We start from the raw sequence: 17,858 nt of genomic DNA, 5'->3' as shown, positions 1-17,858 counted from the left end.
TGGGCTCTGCTACACCTACTTGGCCTGGGGGAACGGCTGGTTGATAGTGGTGAAGTATTGGACCGCCGCCATGACCGCGACCGGGGCGGTGACCAGCAACTGTCCGGCCAGGGTGCCCAGCGCGCCGACCGCGATGATGCCGCCGATACAGCCGACAGCGGCGGCGGGGAGGAACGGGCCGAACAGCCCGAGGATCGTCGCGGAAGCCACCGTCGCACCTGCGATTCCGCCGATCACGCAGCCGACAGCGCCGCCGGCCAAGCCGCCGACGAGGGTGCCGATCGTGGCGCCCGCGCTGATGGTGCTGGTCATACGGTTCCAGGCCGCGACCTCACGGTCGTAGGGGGTCTTGAACGGTGCCTGATCCTCGAATGGCAGCGCCACCGGCTGATAGGTGGCATGCGCGAGATCGAACTGGGGAGTCAGGACCGCGGTGCGATCGTGGATGTCGGCAGCGATCGGAAACAGGAAATCATCGACACGGAACGACAGCTCCGTGCCGGCGACTACGGTCCCGTCGGTTGCTTTTATCTTGAACACACCGTTGTCGTTCACCAGAGAGCCCGCGTCGCTGTTGACGATTGTCGACGTCGGCGTACTGGTGGCGGTGTAGTTGACGACCCCGGCAGCGTCGGCGGGATCGGCAACTGAGACGCCGGCCGACAGCGATACCGCAGCTGTGGCCAATACCGTGCAGGTAGCAATTTTGCTGAGCATTGTTCTTGACTTTCTTGCGATGTTCTTTGTTCAGGGAAATATCGACTACTTTTGGGAATGGCGGACCATAATCGATATTCGATACAGCAGGCGGAATCAATATGCGCAGGGATTCCCGCACCTGGAATTTCAGAGCGTCCGCTTCCGCGTACTCGGAACGGTCAGGGCTGTCCCCGCGATGCGAATACGCAATGGGTCATCGTTTTTTGCCATGCCATCCAGCGCAGTCCACGACCTCGAATCCCCGGCTGGGGAAGACGGTGTTCATGAAGAAGTCGTGCATCGCCGGATCACTGTCGGCGCAACCGTCATGTAGCACAGTCACTTCGTAACCACGGTCGGACGCGTCATAACACGTCGCTGCCACCATTGCGCCGGTCGCGACACCGGCGATCGCGACAGTGTCGACGCCGCGGGCACGGAGCACCAGATCGAGGTCAGTGCCGGCGAACGCACTGGCGCGGCGTTTCAGCACGACGACGTCATCCTGGGTGACCGGCAAGTCGATCTCGGTTCCGGCCGACCCCTCGTGAAAGCTGTCCCCGGCATCGAAGAACGACCGGTACATCGCGTTGCCCGGCGGCAGATCGGCCCCATTGGCCCGGAAAGCGATGTGCACGAACACAACCAGCACACCGGCCGCGCGGGCACGCGGGAGCAGTTCGGTCAGCGGTGGCACGACCTGCCTGGCGAACGCATAGTTGCTGGTGATACCCCGCTGGATATCGCCGATGATCAGTGCGGTGTTCCGGGCAGGATCGGTATTGCCGCGCAGTACATCGCCGAGCGCGACCGCACCCCAGCCGAGTCCGGTGACGCCTGCCACGGCGGCGGCCCCACCGATCACGCGTCGGCGAGTGACGCTTCCCTGGCCGTCGGACTCGGCCGCCGTGTGCGGGGTTTCGTGGGGTGAGGTGGTCATGACAGGTTTCCGTCCAGCCGCTCCATCCGGCGCCCGACGGTGAGCAGGACAGTCAGTCCGGCGGCCATGATGATGGCAATGGCCAACAGCGCATAGGTGAAGCTACCGGTCGCGTTCGCGATGAATCCGGTGAAGTACGGGCCGATGAAGCCGCTGAGATTGCTGACGGAGTTGATGAGACCGATCCCGGAGGCCGCGGCCGCGCCGGTCAGGCCGATCGCCGGTATCCGCCAGAACTGGGGCATCGCGGTGATGATCCCGGCAACACTCATACAGACCGCGAGGATGAACAGGACACCGCTGTGGGTCAATGTCGCCAGCAGCAGCCCGGTCACTCCGAGGACCATCGGTACGGCGGTCGCCGTGACGGCCGTCCGGCGGGCAGCGAAGCGAGCCCAGACCAGCATGACGATCCCGGTCACCGCGTACGGGATCGCCGACAGCAGTACGCTGCTGACATCGCCGGCGCCGCCGATGCTGTGTGTGATGGACTTGATCATCGTGGGCAGGAAGAACGCCATCGGATAGAGCCCGAACGCGATCGCGAACCACGTCAGAGCCATCGCCCACACCCGTCCGCTGCGCAACGCCTCGCGCAACCCGGTCAGCGCACCGTGGGCAGCCTGCTCGGCGGCCTCGGCGGCCAGGGTGTTCTCGATGGCGGTCTTCTCCTCGTCGGTGAGCCAGCGCGCATCGCGCGGTCGATTGGGCAGGAAGGTGTAGATCAGGAAGCCGAGCAGGACCGTCAAGAGGCCCTCGACGAGGAACAGCGCCCGCCACCCCGGGATACCGAGCAAACCCTCACCCCATGCGAGCAGCGCGGCAGCCAAGGGCGAGCCGATGATCGAGGACACCGGGATCATCAGGATGAAGGTTGTCAATGCCCAGGAACGCTGGCGGCGCGGGAACCAGAACGTCAGGTAGAGCAGGATCCCGGCGGCCAGCCCGGCTTCGGCGAACCCGAGTAGCATCCGCGCGATGTAGAGCGTGGCCGCGGAGTTCACGGCTGCGGTCGCAGCGGTGACCAGTCCCCACGTGACCATGATCCGGGTGATCCAGGTTCGGGCGCCGAAACGGGACAGCATCATATTGCTCGGCACCTCGACGAGGACGTAGCCGATGAAGAACAGCCCCGCGGCCAAGCCGAGCTGGCTGCTGTTCAGGTGTAGCTCGCGTGACATCGGTGCGGCGATGTAGCCGACGTTGGCACGGTCGATGTAGCTCGCCACATAGGCGAGCCCCACCAGTGGGATGATCCGAATGCCAACCTTGCGCCAAGTGCGGGGCGCAACGGCGTCCTGGGTGGTAGCGACGGTCGAACTCATCGCAGTGTCCAATCTTGAAAGGGATAGATATTTTTGTGGCGTCAGCGCGCCTGGCCGCGCAACCCGGCGGTGGCGCTCGCGTCGATCACACCGTCTTCGGTGATCACGACACCGTAGTCGCGTTCGGCCCCCGCACGGCTTACCTTGCCGTCGAGGACGTCTTCGCGGACCAGTTCAGGGGCACGCTCGAAGGGGCTACCGTGCCCGCCCCCGCCCGCGGTCACATGTCGGTGGCGGGTTCCGGCGGTCATCGCGAAGTGTGGTTTGGATTCCAGCACGCGTTCGCCGGGCCCACCGGGGTCCAGCACATTGAGCGAGGGCGTCCCTTGCGCACCGCCGGCCAGACCGTAGGGCAGGAACTTCCGCCGGTCGGATCTGATCTGCACGCTGGCTTGGGGCGACAACAGCGTCATATCGCGGAAGGTCGCCAGGCCACCGCGCCAGCGGCCCGCCCCACCGCTGTCGGGGAGGTAGCCGTAACCGTCGATGCGGATGTGACCGGAACGTTCGAGCTCCTCGATCGGGGTATTGGTCAGATTGGCGCCCAGTGAGCTGATCCCGTCGACGCCATCACGGTCGGGACGGGCGCCCCACGCTCCGGCCAGGGGATCCCACAGCACGACGGACTCCCCGTCGGCTCCGACGACGCCGATCGCGATCCCGTCCGGCCCGCCCTCTCCGGCGGCGGGCACCCGATCGGGGAACACGGGGGCGAGTGCCCCGAGCACCGCATCGATGATCCGGAAGCCCACGAGACCACGGGCGCCGCGCGCGGAGGGGCGCCGCCCGTTGAGGATCGATGCCTCCGGGATGACGAAGGTGAACGGACGGTAGAACCCACTGTTGGCGGGGATGTCCGAGGCGAGGACACCCTGCAGAGCCGCGTAGGCGGCGGAGCGGGTGAACGAGGCCGTGGCGTTCAGCGCGGAGTCGACCTGCGGCGACGAGCCGGTGAAGTCCAGTTCGATTCCGGACTCGGACAGCGTGACCCGCACCCGGATCGGGATCGGCCCGGAGCCGAGGCCGTCGTCGTCGATGTGGTCGGTGAACTCGTATGTGCCGGGGACCGCCTCGGCGAGCGCGGCGCGTAGCAGGGTTTCGGAGTAGTCGAGCAGCTCGTCATTGAGCGACGCGAGTCGTTCGACGCCGTGTCGCGCCGCGAGGGCCCGCAGGCCCTCGGCCCCGGTGTGGCAGGCCGCCAGCTGGGACTCCAGGTCACCGCGCAGCAGCTCGGGTTCGCGGACGTTGCGCAGGATCAGCTGTAGGAACGTCTCGTTGATCACCCCGGCCTCGGCCAGACGCGACGGCGGGATCTGCACCCCTTCGGCGAAGATGCTCGTCGACTGCACGGCCATGGAGCCGGCCGCCCAGCCGCCGACATCGGTGTGGTTGACGACCGTGACCGCGAATCCCACCAGGGTTTCTCCGGCGAACACCGGGGCGACCGCGAAGATGTCGGGCAGGTGCATGCCGCCCCGGGACGGGTCGTTGAGCAGGTAGATGTCTCCTGGCCGGATCCCGTCGCCGAACTCGGCGAGGATTTCCTCCATCGCGTCCGGAACAGACCCCAGATGCACCGGCAAGGTGTTGGCCTGGGCGATCACCCTGCCGTGGGCATCGCACAAGGCGGCGGAGAAGTCCATGCTGGACGCGACGAGCTCCGAGTGCGCAGTGCGCACAATCGTGATCGCCATCTCGTCGGCGATCCCGGTGACGGCATTACGGAAGACCTCGAAGGTCACGGCATCGCGGATCATTCGGCACTCCAGGTGATGACGATGTTGTTGAACTGGTCGCGGTGTACTCGGGCGCCGGGTGGGACGAGGGTGGTGGCGTCCATGTCCTCGATGACCATCGGTCCGTCGGCCGGCTCGGTGCCGAGGTCGAACCGACTCACGACGGGCGTGGACACGGTCTCGGCGAACCGGCATTCCCGGATGGTGGCCTCACGGCCCGCGGCGACGGGGAGGCCCAGCACGTTCGCGATCGAGACGGGGGTAGGCAGTCGACCACGTACCCGAAGGTTGACCAGTTCGACGAGCTCGTCCGTGCCGGCCCGGCCGTAGGTGCGCTTGTGCTCGGCATGGAACCGCTCCCACACCTCGGCGAGCAGGTCTTCGGTGAAGTCGCCATCGGGCACCCGGATGCGCAGCTCGAATCGCTGGCCCCGGTAGCGCATGTCCAGCAGCCGATCCACGACCGCGTCCGCCCCCAGCTCTGTGCTCACCGTCGCGGCGAGCCGATCGAACTCCGCGGCCAGCGCGCTCACCTCGGCGAATTCGGGCCGGTACGGGGCGAGCTCGTGGCGTTCGGTGTCGGCGACGAGCAGGCCCAGGCTGCTGAACAGACCCGGGTGCACGGGCACGATGACAGTCGAGATACCCAGCTCGCGAGCCAACTCGGCAGCGTAGAGCGGACCCGCGCCGCCGAAGGCGACCATCGTGGCCTCGCGTGGGTCGCGGCCGCGTTCGCTCGTCACCGCCTTGACCGCGGTCGTCATGTTCGACACCGCCACCTGGTATGTTCCGCGCGCGGTAGCCGGAACATCGGCACCGAGTCGCTCGGCGACCGGCGACAGTGCCTTCACGGCCCGATCGGGGTAAATCGGTACGCGGCCACCGGCGATGGCCTGTGGACTCAGATATCCGAGCGTCACGTTGGCGTCGGTCAGGGTCGGCAGCTCACCGCCGAAGCCGTAGCAGGCGGGGCCGGGGCTCGCCCCGGCACTGGCGGGCCCCACATGGAGCGCGCCCGCCGCGTCGACGGAGATGATGCTGCCGCCCCCGGAGCCGACCTCGGCGATGTCGATCGATGGTGCCCGTACCGGATACCCGGCACCGGAGCTGAGGCCACGGGCGACGTTCATGCCGCCACCGACCTCGTAGTCGGCCGAGACGAACGGCTCGCCGTGCTCGATCAGGGACGCCTTCGCCGTTGTCCCGCCCATATCGAACGCGACCACGCTGGACAGACCGATCAACTGTGCCAGCTTCTGCACGGCGGTGACACCGGCTGCCGGACCGGACTCGATGATCTGCACCGGCCGTTGCGCGACGGAGGCCGCATCGAGCAGACCTCCGCTGGACTGCATGACCAGCAGCGGGGCTCTCACCCGCGCCGCCCGCAACCCGGCTTCCAAACGGGTGAGGTAACCGTGCACCGCCGGACCGACATAGGCATTGACCGTCGCGGTGCTCGTGCGCTCGAACTCCTGTGGCTGCGGAGAAACATCGACCGACGCCGTGACATAGACATCCGGCAGCTCAGCTCGGAGCAGCTCGGCGACTCGCCGCTCCTCGTCGGGGCGGACGTAGGAGTTGATCAGACACACGGCCACCGCTTCGATTCCGTCCGCGCGCAGCCGCGCGGCCACAGCACGAACCTCGTCGTCGCCGGCCGGTGGTTCGAGACGCCCGTCGGCGGTGATCCGCTGGTCGAGTTCGTACCGATTCCGGCGCCGGGCGAGGGGCTCGGGCTTGGTCCACGAGAGGTCGTAGAGCACCGGCCGCCGCAGCCGTCCGAGCTCCAGCACGTCGCGGAAGCCGCGAGTCGTGACCACCGCCGTGCGGACGCCGGTCATCGACAGGATCGCATTGGTGGCCACGGTCGTGCCGTGCAGCATCGCGGTCACGGCTTCCGGCTCGGCCCCTGCCAGGGAAAGCACCTGGGTGGTCGCCGCCACCACGCCCGCACCATAGTCGGGCGGAGTGGACGGGATCTTCATCGGGACGACTTCTCCGGCCGGGCCCAGGGCGATGATGTCGGTGAATGTGCCGCCGATATCGGCACCGACTCGCCAACCGGCCGGTCGAGGATCGTGACTGGATGCCACTGAGATCTCCTTCACTGCAAGTAATTGAGATCACAGTAGAAGCTAACTGAGATATCAGCAATAGTTGTTGATGTTTTTTATGGAGTAGTGTGATGCAGCAGAACGGTGGTGGCTACGCACAACCAGCCGCCACCTGCACATTCACGGGCCCGCGAATGCATCGAGTCCGGTCAGTCGAGACGAAAGCTCCCGCAGCCGGTCGGCTTGATCGGGATCGGGGGCGTGGTCGCTGCCCCGCTGATCACCTCGGCGCTGTCGGTGGGTTCGGCGATGTCGCAGTTCTCGAAGTACACCCCCGATCCCCGCCAATCGGCAGGCGCGCCTAATTGTTTGTGCAGCAACGATATTGACGCAAGGAATGCGGCAGGGCTGCCCACTGCCGTGAAATCCGGCGCTCGGAAACTACCGCACTCAGCCGCACACTATGCGCGGCTGAGTGCGGTAGCGAGCTGGCGCGATGTTGCTTCCGCCCGAGGGGCGACTCGTGACGTCAGCGGCAGCGCGCCGGAGATGTAGATCCCAACAGGACGACCTCACCAGGCGCAATGCCGACACTTTGCGCGGCTACTTGCGTCAGCGGATGCCTTCCGCCCGTGGTCTGACTCGGAATTCCAGGGCGGTGCGTTCGTCCGATACCGGGCTCGAGTTCTGGAGTTCGAGGCCGGCATCGGCTGCGAGGCCGGTCAGTTCGTCGACCAGGTCCACAGCCCGAACCTATCGATCTGAACCGGCGATGATCACTTCGCTGCTGACCGGCCGGAAGCCGCACGCGAGGAACGCGCGCAGGGAACGCGCATTGCCCGGCGACACAGCGGCGAAGACGGTTTCACCGGCGGGGACCAGTTTGAGTGCTTCGTGGATGAGCGCGCGTCCGGTGCCGTCGCCGTGGTCGGGATGGTGTAGTTCCACCGAGATCTCGGTCCGTCCAACGAGTCCGGAAGCGATGGTGACCAGTCCTCGGTCATCGCCGTGAACTCGGACGCCGGTGCGCAGACTTCGAGCGTGGAGGACCCGTGGATGGTGGTCGAGATCGTCGCGGATCGGGAGCCTGCCGTTGCCCTGGCCGCGGTGGGCGAGGGTGACGTCGAGGGTACCGATTTCGCCGGTGGCCCCCGCGAGGCGTTGCAGGACGCTGGGCAGCAACGCGGCTCCGAATCCGTCGAGGTGGAACTCGGCGAAGTCCGTCACCGGCCGGGAAGTCGCAAAGATCGCGTAGCCCGTGAACGAGACGACCGCGTGCATGCCCTTCTGGGGGGCGGGCATGAAAATGACCTGACCATCCGCAGGGGGAAAAGCGCCATCGGCGGCGGCGAGGAACACCGGCAGCAATGGGTGCGGCGAGACTGATGCGGTGGTCTCGTCCAGTTCGGGCAGCGGCTCGTCCTTGTAGCGACGCATCAGCCGGTCATCGTGGTGCATTTCGATCGCCATGCCGCCAGACCATGCCATCGCGCGCCGACTTGCGCTGCCTACGCGCCGATACACCCGCCGCCGTACCTTCCAGCGCTGGCGATCGATTGCCGGGGCCAGCCGGTTGGTGACCTCGGCCAGCGCCTGGTCGGAGGGTGTGAAGTAGCAGTGGACGTTCTCCGGCTTCTTGTGTCGGGACTTCGCCATCAACAGCAGCGGACGCGCCCTGCTCGCCGAGGTGGGTCAACGCCCAATGCCGGAATTCGTGCAGGTCCCAACCGGTTCCGGGGCCTTGGAGTGCGGTGTGGGCGTCGAGCATGGCGCGGGAATGGCCGTATTGCGTGTGTTCGGCGTCTGCGCGGAAGAATGTTCGATCACGGGGCGACGTCCCGCAGATGCTGCAGCCCCGCATCGGTGCGGGTGAACCCGCAGGCATCGAAGTAGAACGCTCCCAGTTCGGGCCGGAAATCGACGTGCAGCCATTCACACCCCGCGCCGCATCACTGGCGTGGTGGACGAGTTCGGTGCCGATGCCGCGATGCCGCGATGCCGGTGCTCCGGGCGGACCTTGGTATCCAGCAGAAACGCGTGGTCAGCTCCATCCCACGCGACGTTGACGAACCCGATCAACAGCCCGCGCGTCGACGGCGTCGACATCAGTGCGGCGATACTCACCGCCCCCGAGGACTGCCCGAACACGGTGATGTTGTCCGGGTCGCCGCCGAATGCAGCGATATTGGCGTGGACCCATTCCAGCGCCGAAATCTGGTCGAGCAGGCCAACGTTGGCGATGCCGTCCTCCAGGCACAGGAACCCCTCGGCACCGAGACGGTAGTTGATGGCGACACAGACGACACCGTCGCGGGCGAACCGGCTGCAGTCGTAGATCACGTTCGAACCACCGTCGAAACCGCCGCCGTAGATCCACACCATCACCGGCTGCCGCACCGCCCCCAACTCCCGCGACCAAATGTTCAGATTCAGATAGTCGGCTCCGGGAACGATGGGATAGAAGGCATCCATCGGCGGATCCACGACCGGCTGAGGCGGCGTCGGGCCGATGGTCAGCGCATCACGAATGCCGGCCCACGGCTCGACCGGCCGGGGCGCGAGATAGCGGGTGACGCCCGTCGGCGCCGCCGCGAAAGGAACGCCCTTGAAAGTGTGCACCCCACCCACGACACACCCGCGAACAACGCCGGCCCGGGTGGCGACGATCGACTCACCGGCGCGCCGGCCGCAGCCGGCGCTCACGCCGACACTTGCGCCGGCGAAAGCCCCGACCACACCGCGCAGAAAACCCCGCCGTCGCATTGGTGCTCCCTCCACATCAGCTTTGGACATCATGTCTCAATTGTTTGATACACAAAATCTCGAGTACGTAAGCCGTCGAAAGGAGATTGACATGTTCGACAGCTCATCCGATCCAGTCGACTTCGGCACCTTCGGCCGCTACAGGGAAACGCCGGCCAACGAAATGTCGCCGGAAATGCGCGACGCGTACGAGTACACGCGGCAACTGCGCGGCATGATTCCCGGCCCGCACAAGATCTGGCTGGCCAACCCCAGACTGGCCGAGGCAATCGTGCCAACCGGGGCGTATTTCCAAAAGGATTCGTCGCTGTCGAAGGCGGAGATCGAGATCGTCACGAACGTCATCAACGGCCGCTGGCTCTCCACCTACGCCAATTACGAACACGAGAAGATCGGCGTGCTAATGGGCGGCCTGGAGCCGCGGCAGGTCGAGGCCCTCATCGCTGGACTTCCGACCTCGTTCGACGACCCACGCCAGCAGATCGTGTACGAACTCGCATCAACCCTGGTACGGCCGCGCGTGGTTCCCGTCGGCATGTACCACCGGGCCGTGGCCACGATCGGCGTGGCGGGCATCGTCGATGTCACCGTGCTGATGGGCTGGTTCACCAGTGTTTCGCTCACCCTGGCCGCCTTCGACGTCCCGTCGAACGCGACCGGCCTGACGGAGGAGGAATAAGTCATGAAGCAGCTCCCCATGCCCTTGCCGTTGCCCGAATCGATCCCGATTCCGAGAGCCGATCCACCGGCCGAGATGGACCTCGTCGCGGTGCCGACCGGGGTAAATCACCGAACCGCCGCATACGCGTACGCCGGCGGGTCCATCTTCGACAAGCGCGAGTTCTACATCGGCGCCGCGCTCATTCAGCACCCGCAGGGTGATCTTCTGGTCGACTCCGGTTTCGGGCGCGACATCGCGAAGCAGTTGGCCACGATGCCCCGACTGTTCCGGAAGATGACCAAGTATGACCTCTGGAAGCCTGCTGTCGATCAGCTGGAAGCGGCAGACTACGACGTCGGCCGGCTGTCCGGGATTCTGCTGACCCACGCGCATTGGGATCATATGAGCGGCATCACCGATTTCCCTGATCTGCCGGTCTTGATCTCCCCACGCGACCGAGCCGCGTTCTACAGCCGAGAAATGTTCGGCAATTTCCGCGGATTCTTCCAGGAAATCCCGTTCAACTGGCGGGAGTTGAGTTTCCCGGGCGGGCCGTACCTGGGTTTTCCCCGGCACCACGATGTGTACGGTGACGGCTCGATCGTCTGTGTCCCAGCCCCCGGCCATACGCCCGGCAGCGTGATCGTCTTCGTGACACTGCCGAATCAGGTGCGCTATGCCCTGGTGGGAGATCTGGTGTGGCAGCGCGAGGGACTCACCCACCGCGTGGAGCGTCCGCTGCCGATCAGGCGGCTGGGCGACTTCGATGCCGAGGGCAACCGGCAAAACATCCTCCGCATGGTTTCGATCATGCAGCGCATCCCCGACCTGATTGTCGTGCCGGCCCACGATCAACGGGCCTTCGCGGAGATGAGCCAACTGCCGAACGTCACGACCAAGGGCCTGACCCTTTCGATCCGTGCAGACCGCTGAGAACCACAACAGTGTGTGCTTAGGCGCCGGCGGCGAGGTTTGTGGTCATGCGGAGCTTCTCGCTGTCCCCGCCGGAACCGACCGGCACTACTGACCACCGGCTACCGAACTTCGTTGTCTTTGTGCGGTTACTACCGGACCCCCTTCAACCGGACTGGGTGCATGGTCTCCCGCGACGACTGGGCTGAGCAGTTGCGTCGCGATGTGCTGGTACGCCTGGACACACTGCTGACCGAATAGGGTCTGACCGCATGGCAGTCCTCTCCCGCCCCAACATAAGCCTGGCCATCGGAAGCCTGGCGATCGTACTCGGTGTGGCCGTTGCGATTTCGATGCTCGCGACCCTGGCCTTCGCGGCGATCGGCCACCCCGAATGCGCGACCATCCCCGAAGATGTGGGTCCCTGCGAATACTGGGCCCGCGTGGCGTATTACGGGCCGTTCATCATGTTGTGGGGAACGGTCGTCCTCGCAGTCCCGGGAGTAACGGTGTGGCTGGTGGTCGTCGCCGCGCTCGTTCTTTTCGCAGCGCTACGCCATCGCCGCGAGTCGTCACCGCCACAAGTCACCGCGAAGCGCCCCCGCCTCATCAGCGCCTCGCTGAACCGCTTCGTCGATGATGGGGACCTGGACTGGATCTGCTGGTCCTGTGAATACGAGTTGCGCGGCGAAAGCGTCGGTATCGACGACTCCGGCAACCCCGACCTTCAAGACGTCGTGAACGGAGTCCTCGACTACGCCCGCGAGTGGTCGAACCGCTACGACATCACCATCGAGTGGACCGTTGACGGTGACCCACCCGACGACGGAACGGTCGAAGACGCCATCGCCGCTCTGGGTGTGACTCTGCCGACTCGAATCCCGGACTGACCATTGCCGCACCCGCCGACGTGGGTCATCCTCGACAGCTCGCGCAGTCGGCATGCCCGTTTCCGGTAGATCGCATGGGAGTTCGGCTGATGCATGAGAGCTGACGCTCGGCTGCGACGTGCGGAGGGGACCCAGTTTTCATGAGGTTTCGTAACTGATTCGTTTCGTATGCACCAACCAAACGAAAACGAAACTACAGCAGGCGGATCGCCAGGGTTCAGGAAATCTTGACCCCCGATAATGTTCACTTATCGGGGGTTAGATTTATGGAGTTGGCGAGTGGATGGTCTTGGGGTGGCACGCATTTCGTTTCGTCTTAATACGTTGGATTCGACGAAACCAACGCTACGATTCTCTGATGTCCAACGTTTGCAACTACCCCGGATGTGCTCGACCGATTACGCGCGGGGGTGGGCCGGGGCGGCCCTCGGAATACTGTGATCACCCGGAGCACACCCGATGGCGCGCTTGGCGGGAACGGCAACGGCAGCAACAGGAGTCGCAGCCACCGGCTGCTGCCGTCACTGTGACGCAGCAGGGGCCGGCGACGGTGGCTCGGTTGCGCGCAGATGAGCTGCTCACGCAATTCCGTGGACTGGCCGATCAATTGGGAAACACGCTGAATGCGGCGGTGGCCGAACTGTCCACGCTGGCCGATCCGGCGATCGCCGAGGCGCAGGTACAGGCCGTGCAGGCGGATGCGGCACGACGCATCGCGGAGGCGGAGGTCGCGACGGTCGCCGCGGACCAGGCGCGACGCGAGGCTGAGGAGGCGCGCGCTGCCGCGGAATCGGCCGCCGACGATGCGGCCAGCGCGGCCGAACATGCGGAATCACTGGTCGCCGAGGCCGATACGGCGCGATCGGATGCACTGCGTGAGGTCGAGCGGGTGACCAAACAGGCCGCCGACGATGTCTTCGCGGCGCGCAGCGAGGCCGATGCCGAGATACGCACCATCCGCCGCGAAGCCGCCGACGATGTCGAACGTGCGCGGCAGCAGGCCACCGAGGATGTGGAGCTGGCACGCCGGAAGGCGGCGACGGAAATCGAACAGATCCGGCGTGAGTCCGCCCAGCAGATCACCGCGGCCGGTGCCGAACGCGATCTAGCGGTGCAGCGCGCCGCCGATGCCGAGCGGGCCATCGAACGCGCCGAACAGGCCGTGGCCGAACGCAATCAGGCCGTCGCGGAGGCACGCACGGAACTGAACCGATTGCGCGAGGAATTGAACCGATTGCGCGAGGAGCTGGATCGCACGCGCGGTGAACTCGTCGAGGTGCGCCGCGCGGCGAGTGCGGAGGTCGCGGCGGTGCGCGCCGAATCGACGGCCGCACTCGAGCAGGTACGGCGTGAAGCCGCCGAACGGTTGGCCACACTCGACGAAGCCCGCGCCCAAACTTTGGCCCGCGCCGAACGCGCCGAACGCCAGCTCGACCATTTGGTCGCCAGCCGAGCCGGATCGGTATCCGAGGGCGCCCCCGGTTAGTGCGCAGGGGTTGGGGTCCAGATCTGAGAAAGCCGGCGTTTAACGAATCATGTTCTGTCTGTCGATGATCGGCGCCGGCAACACTAGGGTCTGTCTCGAAGTCGACGTGCTGAGATCCCGGCTCTGCGACTGCCCGAATTCTGGCGAAAGCCTTTCTGGCCGTGCCTATTTCGGTTTCGGTGGCGGCGGCTCGGGGGGAGCATCGTGGGGCCAACCGGAGCGATTCGAGCAAGTCGCTCGGTTTACTCCCGCTTCTATCGGAGGAAGCCGAGTGCGAGGTCGACACCTTCGATCTCGCCGAGCAGTCCTCGCGTTCAGGAGGCGAGGGAGACCGCCGGAACGGGCTCCCCGGTCGTCAGCGTCTCCTAGCCGCGCACGGGCTCGTAGCGGAGGAGGACCGCGCCTGAGGAGAAGGTGCGGTTCTCCACCAGCTCCAGCTTCAGCCACTTGTCCAGTGACGGGAAGAACGGCGTGCCGCCGCCGATCGCGGACGGCGTGACCAGCACCTGGAACTCGTCCACGAGGCCGGCCCTGACCAGGGGCGCGGCGAGCGTGGCACCACCCACCTCCAGCAGGCCGTCGGTCTCGGCCTTGAGCCTCCGCGCGACCTCGACGACGTCACCCCGCTCCAACCTGGAGTTCCAGTCGACCGACTCCAGGGTCTGCGAGAACACCACCTTCGGCATCGCGAGCCACAGCCGGGCGTACTCGGCCTCTATCGGGGGCACACCGGGTGCCTGGCCGGCGGTCGGCCAGTGGGCCGACATCAGCTCGTACAGCTTCCGCCCGTACAGCGACACCGCGATGTCTCGGGTCCGGTCGTTCCAGAACTGGTGCAGCTCGTCGTCCGGCGCGCTCCAGCCGAGGCCGCCATTCGCGTCGGCGATGTAGCCGTCCACCGACACGTTCATGCCATAGCTCAACTTTCCCATGGCAGTACAGACGGCCCGGCCGCCGGAAACTCATCGAAGCGGGTTGGCTCGGAATTGCTGGCATCGTCGACCAACTGCTACCGCAGGGACCAGGTAGCTACTGGGGGATTGTCCGTGCCGTAATAGAGGATCACTGGGGTGATGTCCTCGGTCGTGTTGAATACGACGGCGCCGGTCCGACGCTCCCCAGCGTCGTGCACCGTACGAAGCTCGAGGAGTCAGTAGGTCGCGCAGGTGTTGGGCACGGTGATCGTGGCGAGGCAGATCCGCACCGCGTCCGCCGATCGCACACCGCTCGCCGGTGCCGGAAGCACCCGAACCCGACCCGCCGACCGCTACAGCAGATAGCTTCCCGAGTCGCCCCCGCGTGAAAGGATCATCACACCAGGACCATTCGGCGAGTCGGGTTCCGCGGACACCCGATTGCGAGGCCTGTAAAGAATCTGAAGCGAGGAGCGGTTTGGTGGAAGCGACATTCGATGTGGCTGGGCAGGTGGGACATCACTATCGCGCGGATGACTATTACGAGGTGGGTCGGGAGAAGATCCGCGAGTATGCGCGAGCTGTGCAGGACTTCCACCCCGCGCACTGGAGCGAGGACGCTGCCGACGAGCTCGGGTACACCGGTCTGATCGCGCCGACCACGTTCCTCTCGACCACCGCGATGTTGGCCAACCGCCGGCTACTCGAGACCGTGATGACCGGCTACGACATGTTCGTGCAGACCGATCAGGTCTTCGAAATGTACAAGCCGGTGCTCACCGGCGACCGGTTGGTCAGCGATGTCGAACTCTCCTCGGCGCGCCGGATCGCGGGCAAGGACCTGCTCACCATCACCAACACCTTCACCGACCAGACGGGTGAGGTCGTGCAGATCATGCACACGACCGTTATGGGCATCACCGGCGCGGACGTCGATACCGGCATCAGCGACGCGATCGAGCGCGTGGCCATGCACGGTATTGATGTGCCCTCTCGACCCGCGACCGCTGGCCGCACAGCCGCGGCGGCGGATAGGCGCACTGCGGCGCACCCGGCTCGGAAGACCCGCCCTGACCAGTCCACAACCGCCCCGACGCGAGTCCCGCGCACCCGAATCCGATTCGAGGACATCACGGTCGGTGACGAGCTTCCCACCCGGATCGCGCAGCTGACCCGGGGCGACCTGGTGAACTACGCCGGCGTCGCCGGTGACGCCAATCCGATCCACTGGCACGACGACATCGCCGCGCTCGCGGGCCTCCCCGACGTGATAGCGCACGGCATGCTCACGATGGGCCTGGGGGCCGGCTTTGTCACCGAGTGGCTCGGTGACCCAGGCGCAATGACCAGGTACGCGGTCCGGCTCTCGAACTACACGATCGTGGAAGCTGCCTCCGCCGGAAGCGTCGAGTTCACCGGGCGCATAAAGTCGATAGACCCCGACACCAGGACCGCCGTCATCGTCGTCGTCGCCAAGTCCGCAGCACGCAAGATCTTCGGCCTCGCCACCGCGGATGCTCGCATCGCATAGGCCGAAAACAACGGCACCAAAGGGTTCGCGAGCCCCCGTGAGTTCGCATCTGAGGGTGAGCCGGATCGCCTTCGGCGGCGCGAGTCGGCGGGAACCGGGCTGGTTCCGACCGGTCAGAGACCGGCGGAGGCGCGCCCGGGATCGGCCCCGAATCCCCGCAGTAGCGTGTCCACGATCAGCGTGGTCAGGGCGTCGACGTCTGCGTCGGCGGTTCCGCCCTGGGTCACCTCGTGAATGAGCGCGTAGTAGCAGCGTCGCGCCCACTCGACGTCGATGTCGGACCGCAGGAGTCCGGTGGCCTGCGCGCGACGGAAGAGCCGGTCGCACTTCTCCAGCACATCGGCATGCACCTGGGCGATCTCCGGATCCGCGGAACCGGCGGCCCGGGTCATAGCGAAGCCCCAGCCGATCTTGACGCGGAGCACATCCGCGGTGACTCGGTAGAGAACGACCAGGGGTGGCGCGGTCTCGGACACCGCGCCGTCGACGGCGGCGGCGAACTGCTCGGTCGCCCGTCGGGTCAGGGCGTCGATAAGCGCCTCGCGAGTGGCGAAGCGCCGGTGCACGGTGGTGCGGGCGACGCCGGCGGCCTCGGCGATCTGTTCCATGGTGGCCGTGGGATCGCCCAAGAGCACGCGTTCAGCGGCCGCCAGGATTGTGTGCACCGTCCGTTCCGCGTCGGCGCGGAGCGGCTTGCCGCCGATGCGGAAGTGTTCGTGCTGCATTGTCACCAAAAAACACTACAACACGGTAGCTGAATCGTTATAACTTGCAACATTGATGTTGCAAGTTGTAGCTTCGTTGCGTCGACAATGATGCAACGAGGAGGCATGGAATGGATCTGCAGCTGAGTGGGCGAACCGCCGTGGTGACCGGGGCCAGCAGGGGGATCGGGCTCGCCACCGTCGCGGCGCTGACGGGCGAGGGCATGCGCGTGGTCGCGGCCGCACGGACGGTGACGTCAGAACTAGCGGACCTGGGGGCGATCGCGATCCCGGTGGACCTGGCAGCAGCCGACGGACCGGCGCGGCTGGTCGAGGCGGCGCTGGCGGAGCTAGGTGAGCTGGACGTGCTCGTCAACAATGTGGGCGGGGGGGGACGGCGAAGCGACGGGCGGATTCCTGTCCTTCGACGACGAGCAGTGGGCGCAGATCTACGGCCTGAACCTCTTCGCGACGGTCCGCACGACTCGGGCCGCGTTGCCGAGTCTGCTGCGGCGCGGCGGCGCCGTCGTCAACGTCTCCTCGAACGCAGCGCGGATCCCGCACGCCGGCCCGGTTCCGTACACGACGGCGAAGGCGGCCCTGACGGCGTTCGGGAAGGCCCTCGCGGAGGAGTTCGGGCCTCAGGGCGTTCGCGTCAACACGGTGTCACCCGGGCCGGTGCGCACGGCCATGTGGGAATCGCCCGACGGCTACGGCGCCCAGCTCGCCGCCTCGCTCGGGCTGGCGCGGGAGCAGCTGGTAGCCGGACTGCCCGCGACGATGGGCATGACCACGGGGCGTCTTGTGGAGCCGACCGAGGTCGCCGCACTGATCGCCTACCTTGCCTCCCCGCTCGCGGCGAGCATCACTGGAGCCGACCACATCATCGACGGCGGGGCGATCAAGACGGCATGACGGGGTGCCGTTAAGGATCGTGTCAGGAACGGCAAACGAGGCTGATCGACCAGGTCAGCGGTCGTTGAGGATCGTGAACGACCGTGCCCGTGTCAGCGGCGGTTGGTTCCCGGATCGAGGAGGCTGGTGATTCCGCGCATGGCTGCCGGTGACGGTTCGAAGTAGCGGCCCGCCTCCTCGATCCGGCTTCCCACAGATAACGGGTCCACCTCGCGCGCCGCCGGAGCGGTGTCGCCGCAGGCCGGTTCTCATGATGCGACAGATAACAGGGTGTTATCCGTGGTAACCGAACTCGTCGGGCAGTGCTGCTATTAACCATGCGATA

General features: G+C 66.1%; 16 protein-coding genes and 1 pseudogene. 7 read left to right on the top strand and 10 right to left on the bottom strand.

Annotated features, from left to right (window positions below; genetic code table 11):
- Positions 1-15: 15 nt before the first annotated feature.
- The 8 genes from AB0J29_RS03020 to AB0J29_RS02985 all read right to left on the bottom strand — a co-directional run bounded on the left by AB0J29_RS03020 (position 16) and on the right by AB0J29_RS02985 (position 9,376).
- Entirely contained in the window at positions 16-717 is a 702-nt protein-coding gene (locus AB0J29_RS03020; protein ID WP_364778253.1) for a hypothetical protein, read from the bottom strand.
- A 196-nt stretch (positions 718-913) separates the two neighbouring features.
- Entirely contained in the window at positions 914-1,639 is a 726-nt protein-coding gene (locus AB0J29_RS03015) for an isochorismatase family cysteine hydrolase (protein WP_364778250.1), read from the bottom strand.
- On the bottom strand, positions 1,636-2,964 hold the full coding sequence (locus AB0J29_RS03010) for an MFS transporter (RefSeq protein ID WP_364778247.1): 1,329 nt from the start codon (positions 2,962-2,964) through the stop codon (positions 1,636-1,638). The genes AB0J29_RS03015 and AB0J29_RS03010 overlap by 4 nt, the downstream gene beginning before the upstream one ends.
- A 41-nt stretch (positions 2,965-3,005) precedes the next feature.
- Positions 3,006-4,721 (bottom strand): hydantoinase B/oxoprolinase family protein, encoded by a 1,716-nt coding sequence (locus AB0J29_RS03005; RefSeq protein WP_364778245.1) that lies wholly within the window; start codon positions 4,719-4,721, stop codon positions 3,006-3,008.
- On the bottom strand, positions 4,718-6,796 hold the full coding sequence (locus AB0J29_RS03000) for a hydantoinase/oxoprolinase family protein (RefSeq protein ID WP_364778243.1): 2,079 nt from the start codon (positions 6,794-6,796) through the stop codon (positions 4,718-4,720). Before AB0J29_RS03000 ends, AB0J29_RS03005 begins: the two co-directional genes overlap by 4 nt.
- A gap of 573 nt (positions 6,797-7,369) precedes the next feature.
- A complete protein-coding gene (locus AB0J29_RS02995; RefSeq protein ID WP_364778240.1) occupies positions 7,370-7,501 on the bottom strand; it encodes a hypothetical protein in 132 nt (43 codons plus the stop codon).
- Positions 7,502-7,510: 9 nt separating this feature from the next.
- On the bottom strand, positions 7,511-8,413 hold the full coding sequence (locus AB0J29_RS02990; protein WP_364778237.1) for a hypothetical protein: 903 nt from the start codon (positions 8,411-8,413) through the stop codon (positions 7,511-7,513).
- 276 nt (positions 8,414-8,689) lie between these two features.
- Complete coding sequence (locus AB0J29_RS02985) at positions 8,690-9,376, bottom strand: carboxylesterase family protein (RefSeq protein WP_364778234.1); 687 nt, start codon at positions 9,374-9,376, stop codon at positions 8,690-8,692.
- 37 nt (positions 9,377-9,413) lie between these two features.
- Between AB0J29_RS02985 and AB0J29_RS02980 the strand changes: the two genes are divergently transcribed.
- From AB0J29_RS02980 to AB0J29_RS02965, 4 genes are all read left to right on the top strand, one after another.
- Positions 9,414-10,199, top strand: coding sequence for a carboxymuconolactone decarboxylase (locus tag AB0J29_RS02980; protein ID WP_364778231.1), 786 nt, complete (start codon positions 9,414-9,416; stop codon positions 10,197-10,199).
- Positions 10,200-10,202: 3 nt separating this feature from the next.
- Positions 10,203-11,114 carry an MBL fold metallo-hydrolase gene (locus tag AB0J29_RS02975; RefSeq protein WP_364778228.1) on the top strand — a complete coding sequence of 304 codons (912 nt, stop codon included), beginning with the start codon at positions 10,203-10,205 and terminating at the stop codon, positions 11,112-11,114.
- Positions 11,115-11,365: 251 nt separating this feature from the next.
- Positions 11,366-11,983: a hypothetical protein gene (locus tag AB0J29_RS02970; RefSeq protein WP_364778225.1), complete on the top strand. Its 618-nt coding sequence runs from the start codon at positions 11,366-11,368 to the stop codon at positions 11,981-11,983.
- A 550-nt stretch (positions 11,984-12,533) separates the two neighbouring features.
- Complete coding sequence (locus AB0J29_RS02965) at positions 12,534-13,469, top strand: hypothetical protein (protein ID WP_364778936.1); 936 nt, start codon at positions 12,534-12,536, stop codon at positions 13,467-13,469.
- Positions 13,470-13,834: 365 nt separating this feature from the next.
- On the opposite strand, the gene AB0J29_RS02960 is transcribed toward AB0J29_RS02965, so the two are convergent.
- Positions 13,835-14,401, bottom strand: coding sequence for a dihydrofolate reductase family protein (locus tag AB0J29_RS02960; RefSeq protein ID WP_364778222.1), 567 nt, complete (start codon positions 14,399-14,401; stop codon positions 13,835-13,837).
- A 460-nt stretch (positions 14,402-14,861) separates the two neighbouring features.
- Here AB0J29_RS02960 and AB0J29_RS02955 point away from each other — a divergent pair, with 460 nt between their 5' ends.
- Positions 14,862-15,914, top strand: coding sequence for a fused (3R)-hydroxyacyl-ACP dehydratase subunits HadA/HadB (locus tag AB0J29_RS02955; RefSeq protein ID WP_364778219.1), 1,053 nt, complete (start codon positions 14,862-14,864; stop codon positions 15,912-15,914).
- Positions 15,915-16,027: 113 nt separating this feature from the next.
- On the opposite strand, the gene AB0J29_RS02950 is transcribed toward AB0J29_RS02955, so the two are convergent.
- Positions 16,028-16,639 (bottom strand): TetR/AcrR family transcriptional regulator, encoded by a 612-nt coding sequence (locus tag AB0J29_RS02950; protein ID WP_364778933.1) that lies wholly within the window; start codon positions 16,637-16,639, stop codon positions 16,028-16,030.
- A gap of 110 nt (positions 16,640-16,749) precedes the next feature.
- Between AB0J29_RS02950 and AB0J29_RS02945 the strand changes: the two are divergent.
- Positions 16,750-16,962 (top strand): annotated as a pseudogene (locus tag AB0J29_RS02945) (SDR family NAD(P)-dependent oxidoreductase); the annotation flags it as partial.
- A gap of 34 nt (positions 16,963-16,996) precedes the next feature.
- Positions 16,997-17,533 (top strand): SDR family oxidoreductase, encoded by a 537-nt coding sequence (locus tag AB0J29_RS02940; RefSeq protein ID WP_364778216.1) that lies wholly within the window; start codon positions 16,997-16,999, stop codon positions 17,531-17,533.
- Positions 17,534-17,858: the final 325 nt, after the last annotated feature.

It is taken from the genome of Nocardia sp. NPDC049707 (assembly GCF_040674855.1).
In the GTDB taxonomy this organism is placed as follows: domain Bacteria; phylum Actinomycetota; class Actinomycetes; order Mycobacteriales; family Mycobacteriaceae; genus Nocardia.
Note: the sequence above shows the minus strand (reverse complement) of the source record. Positions and strands in the feature narration are given on the sequence as shown.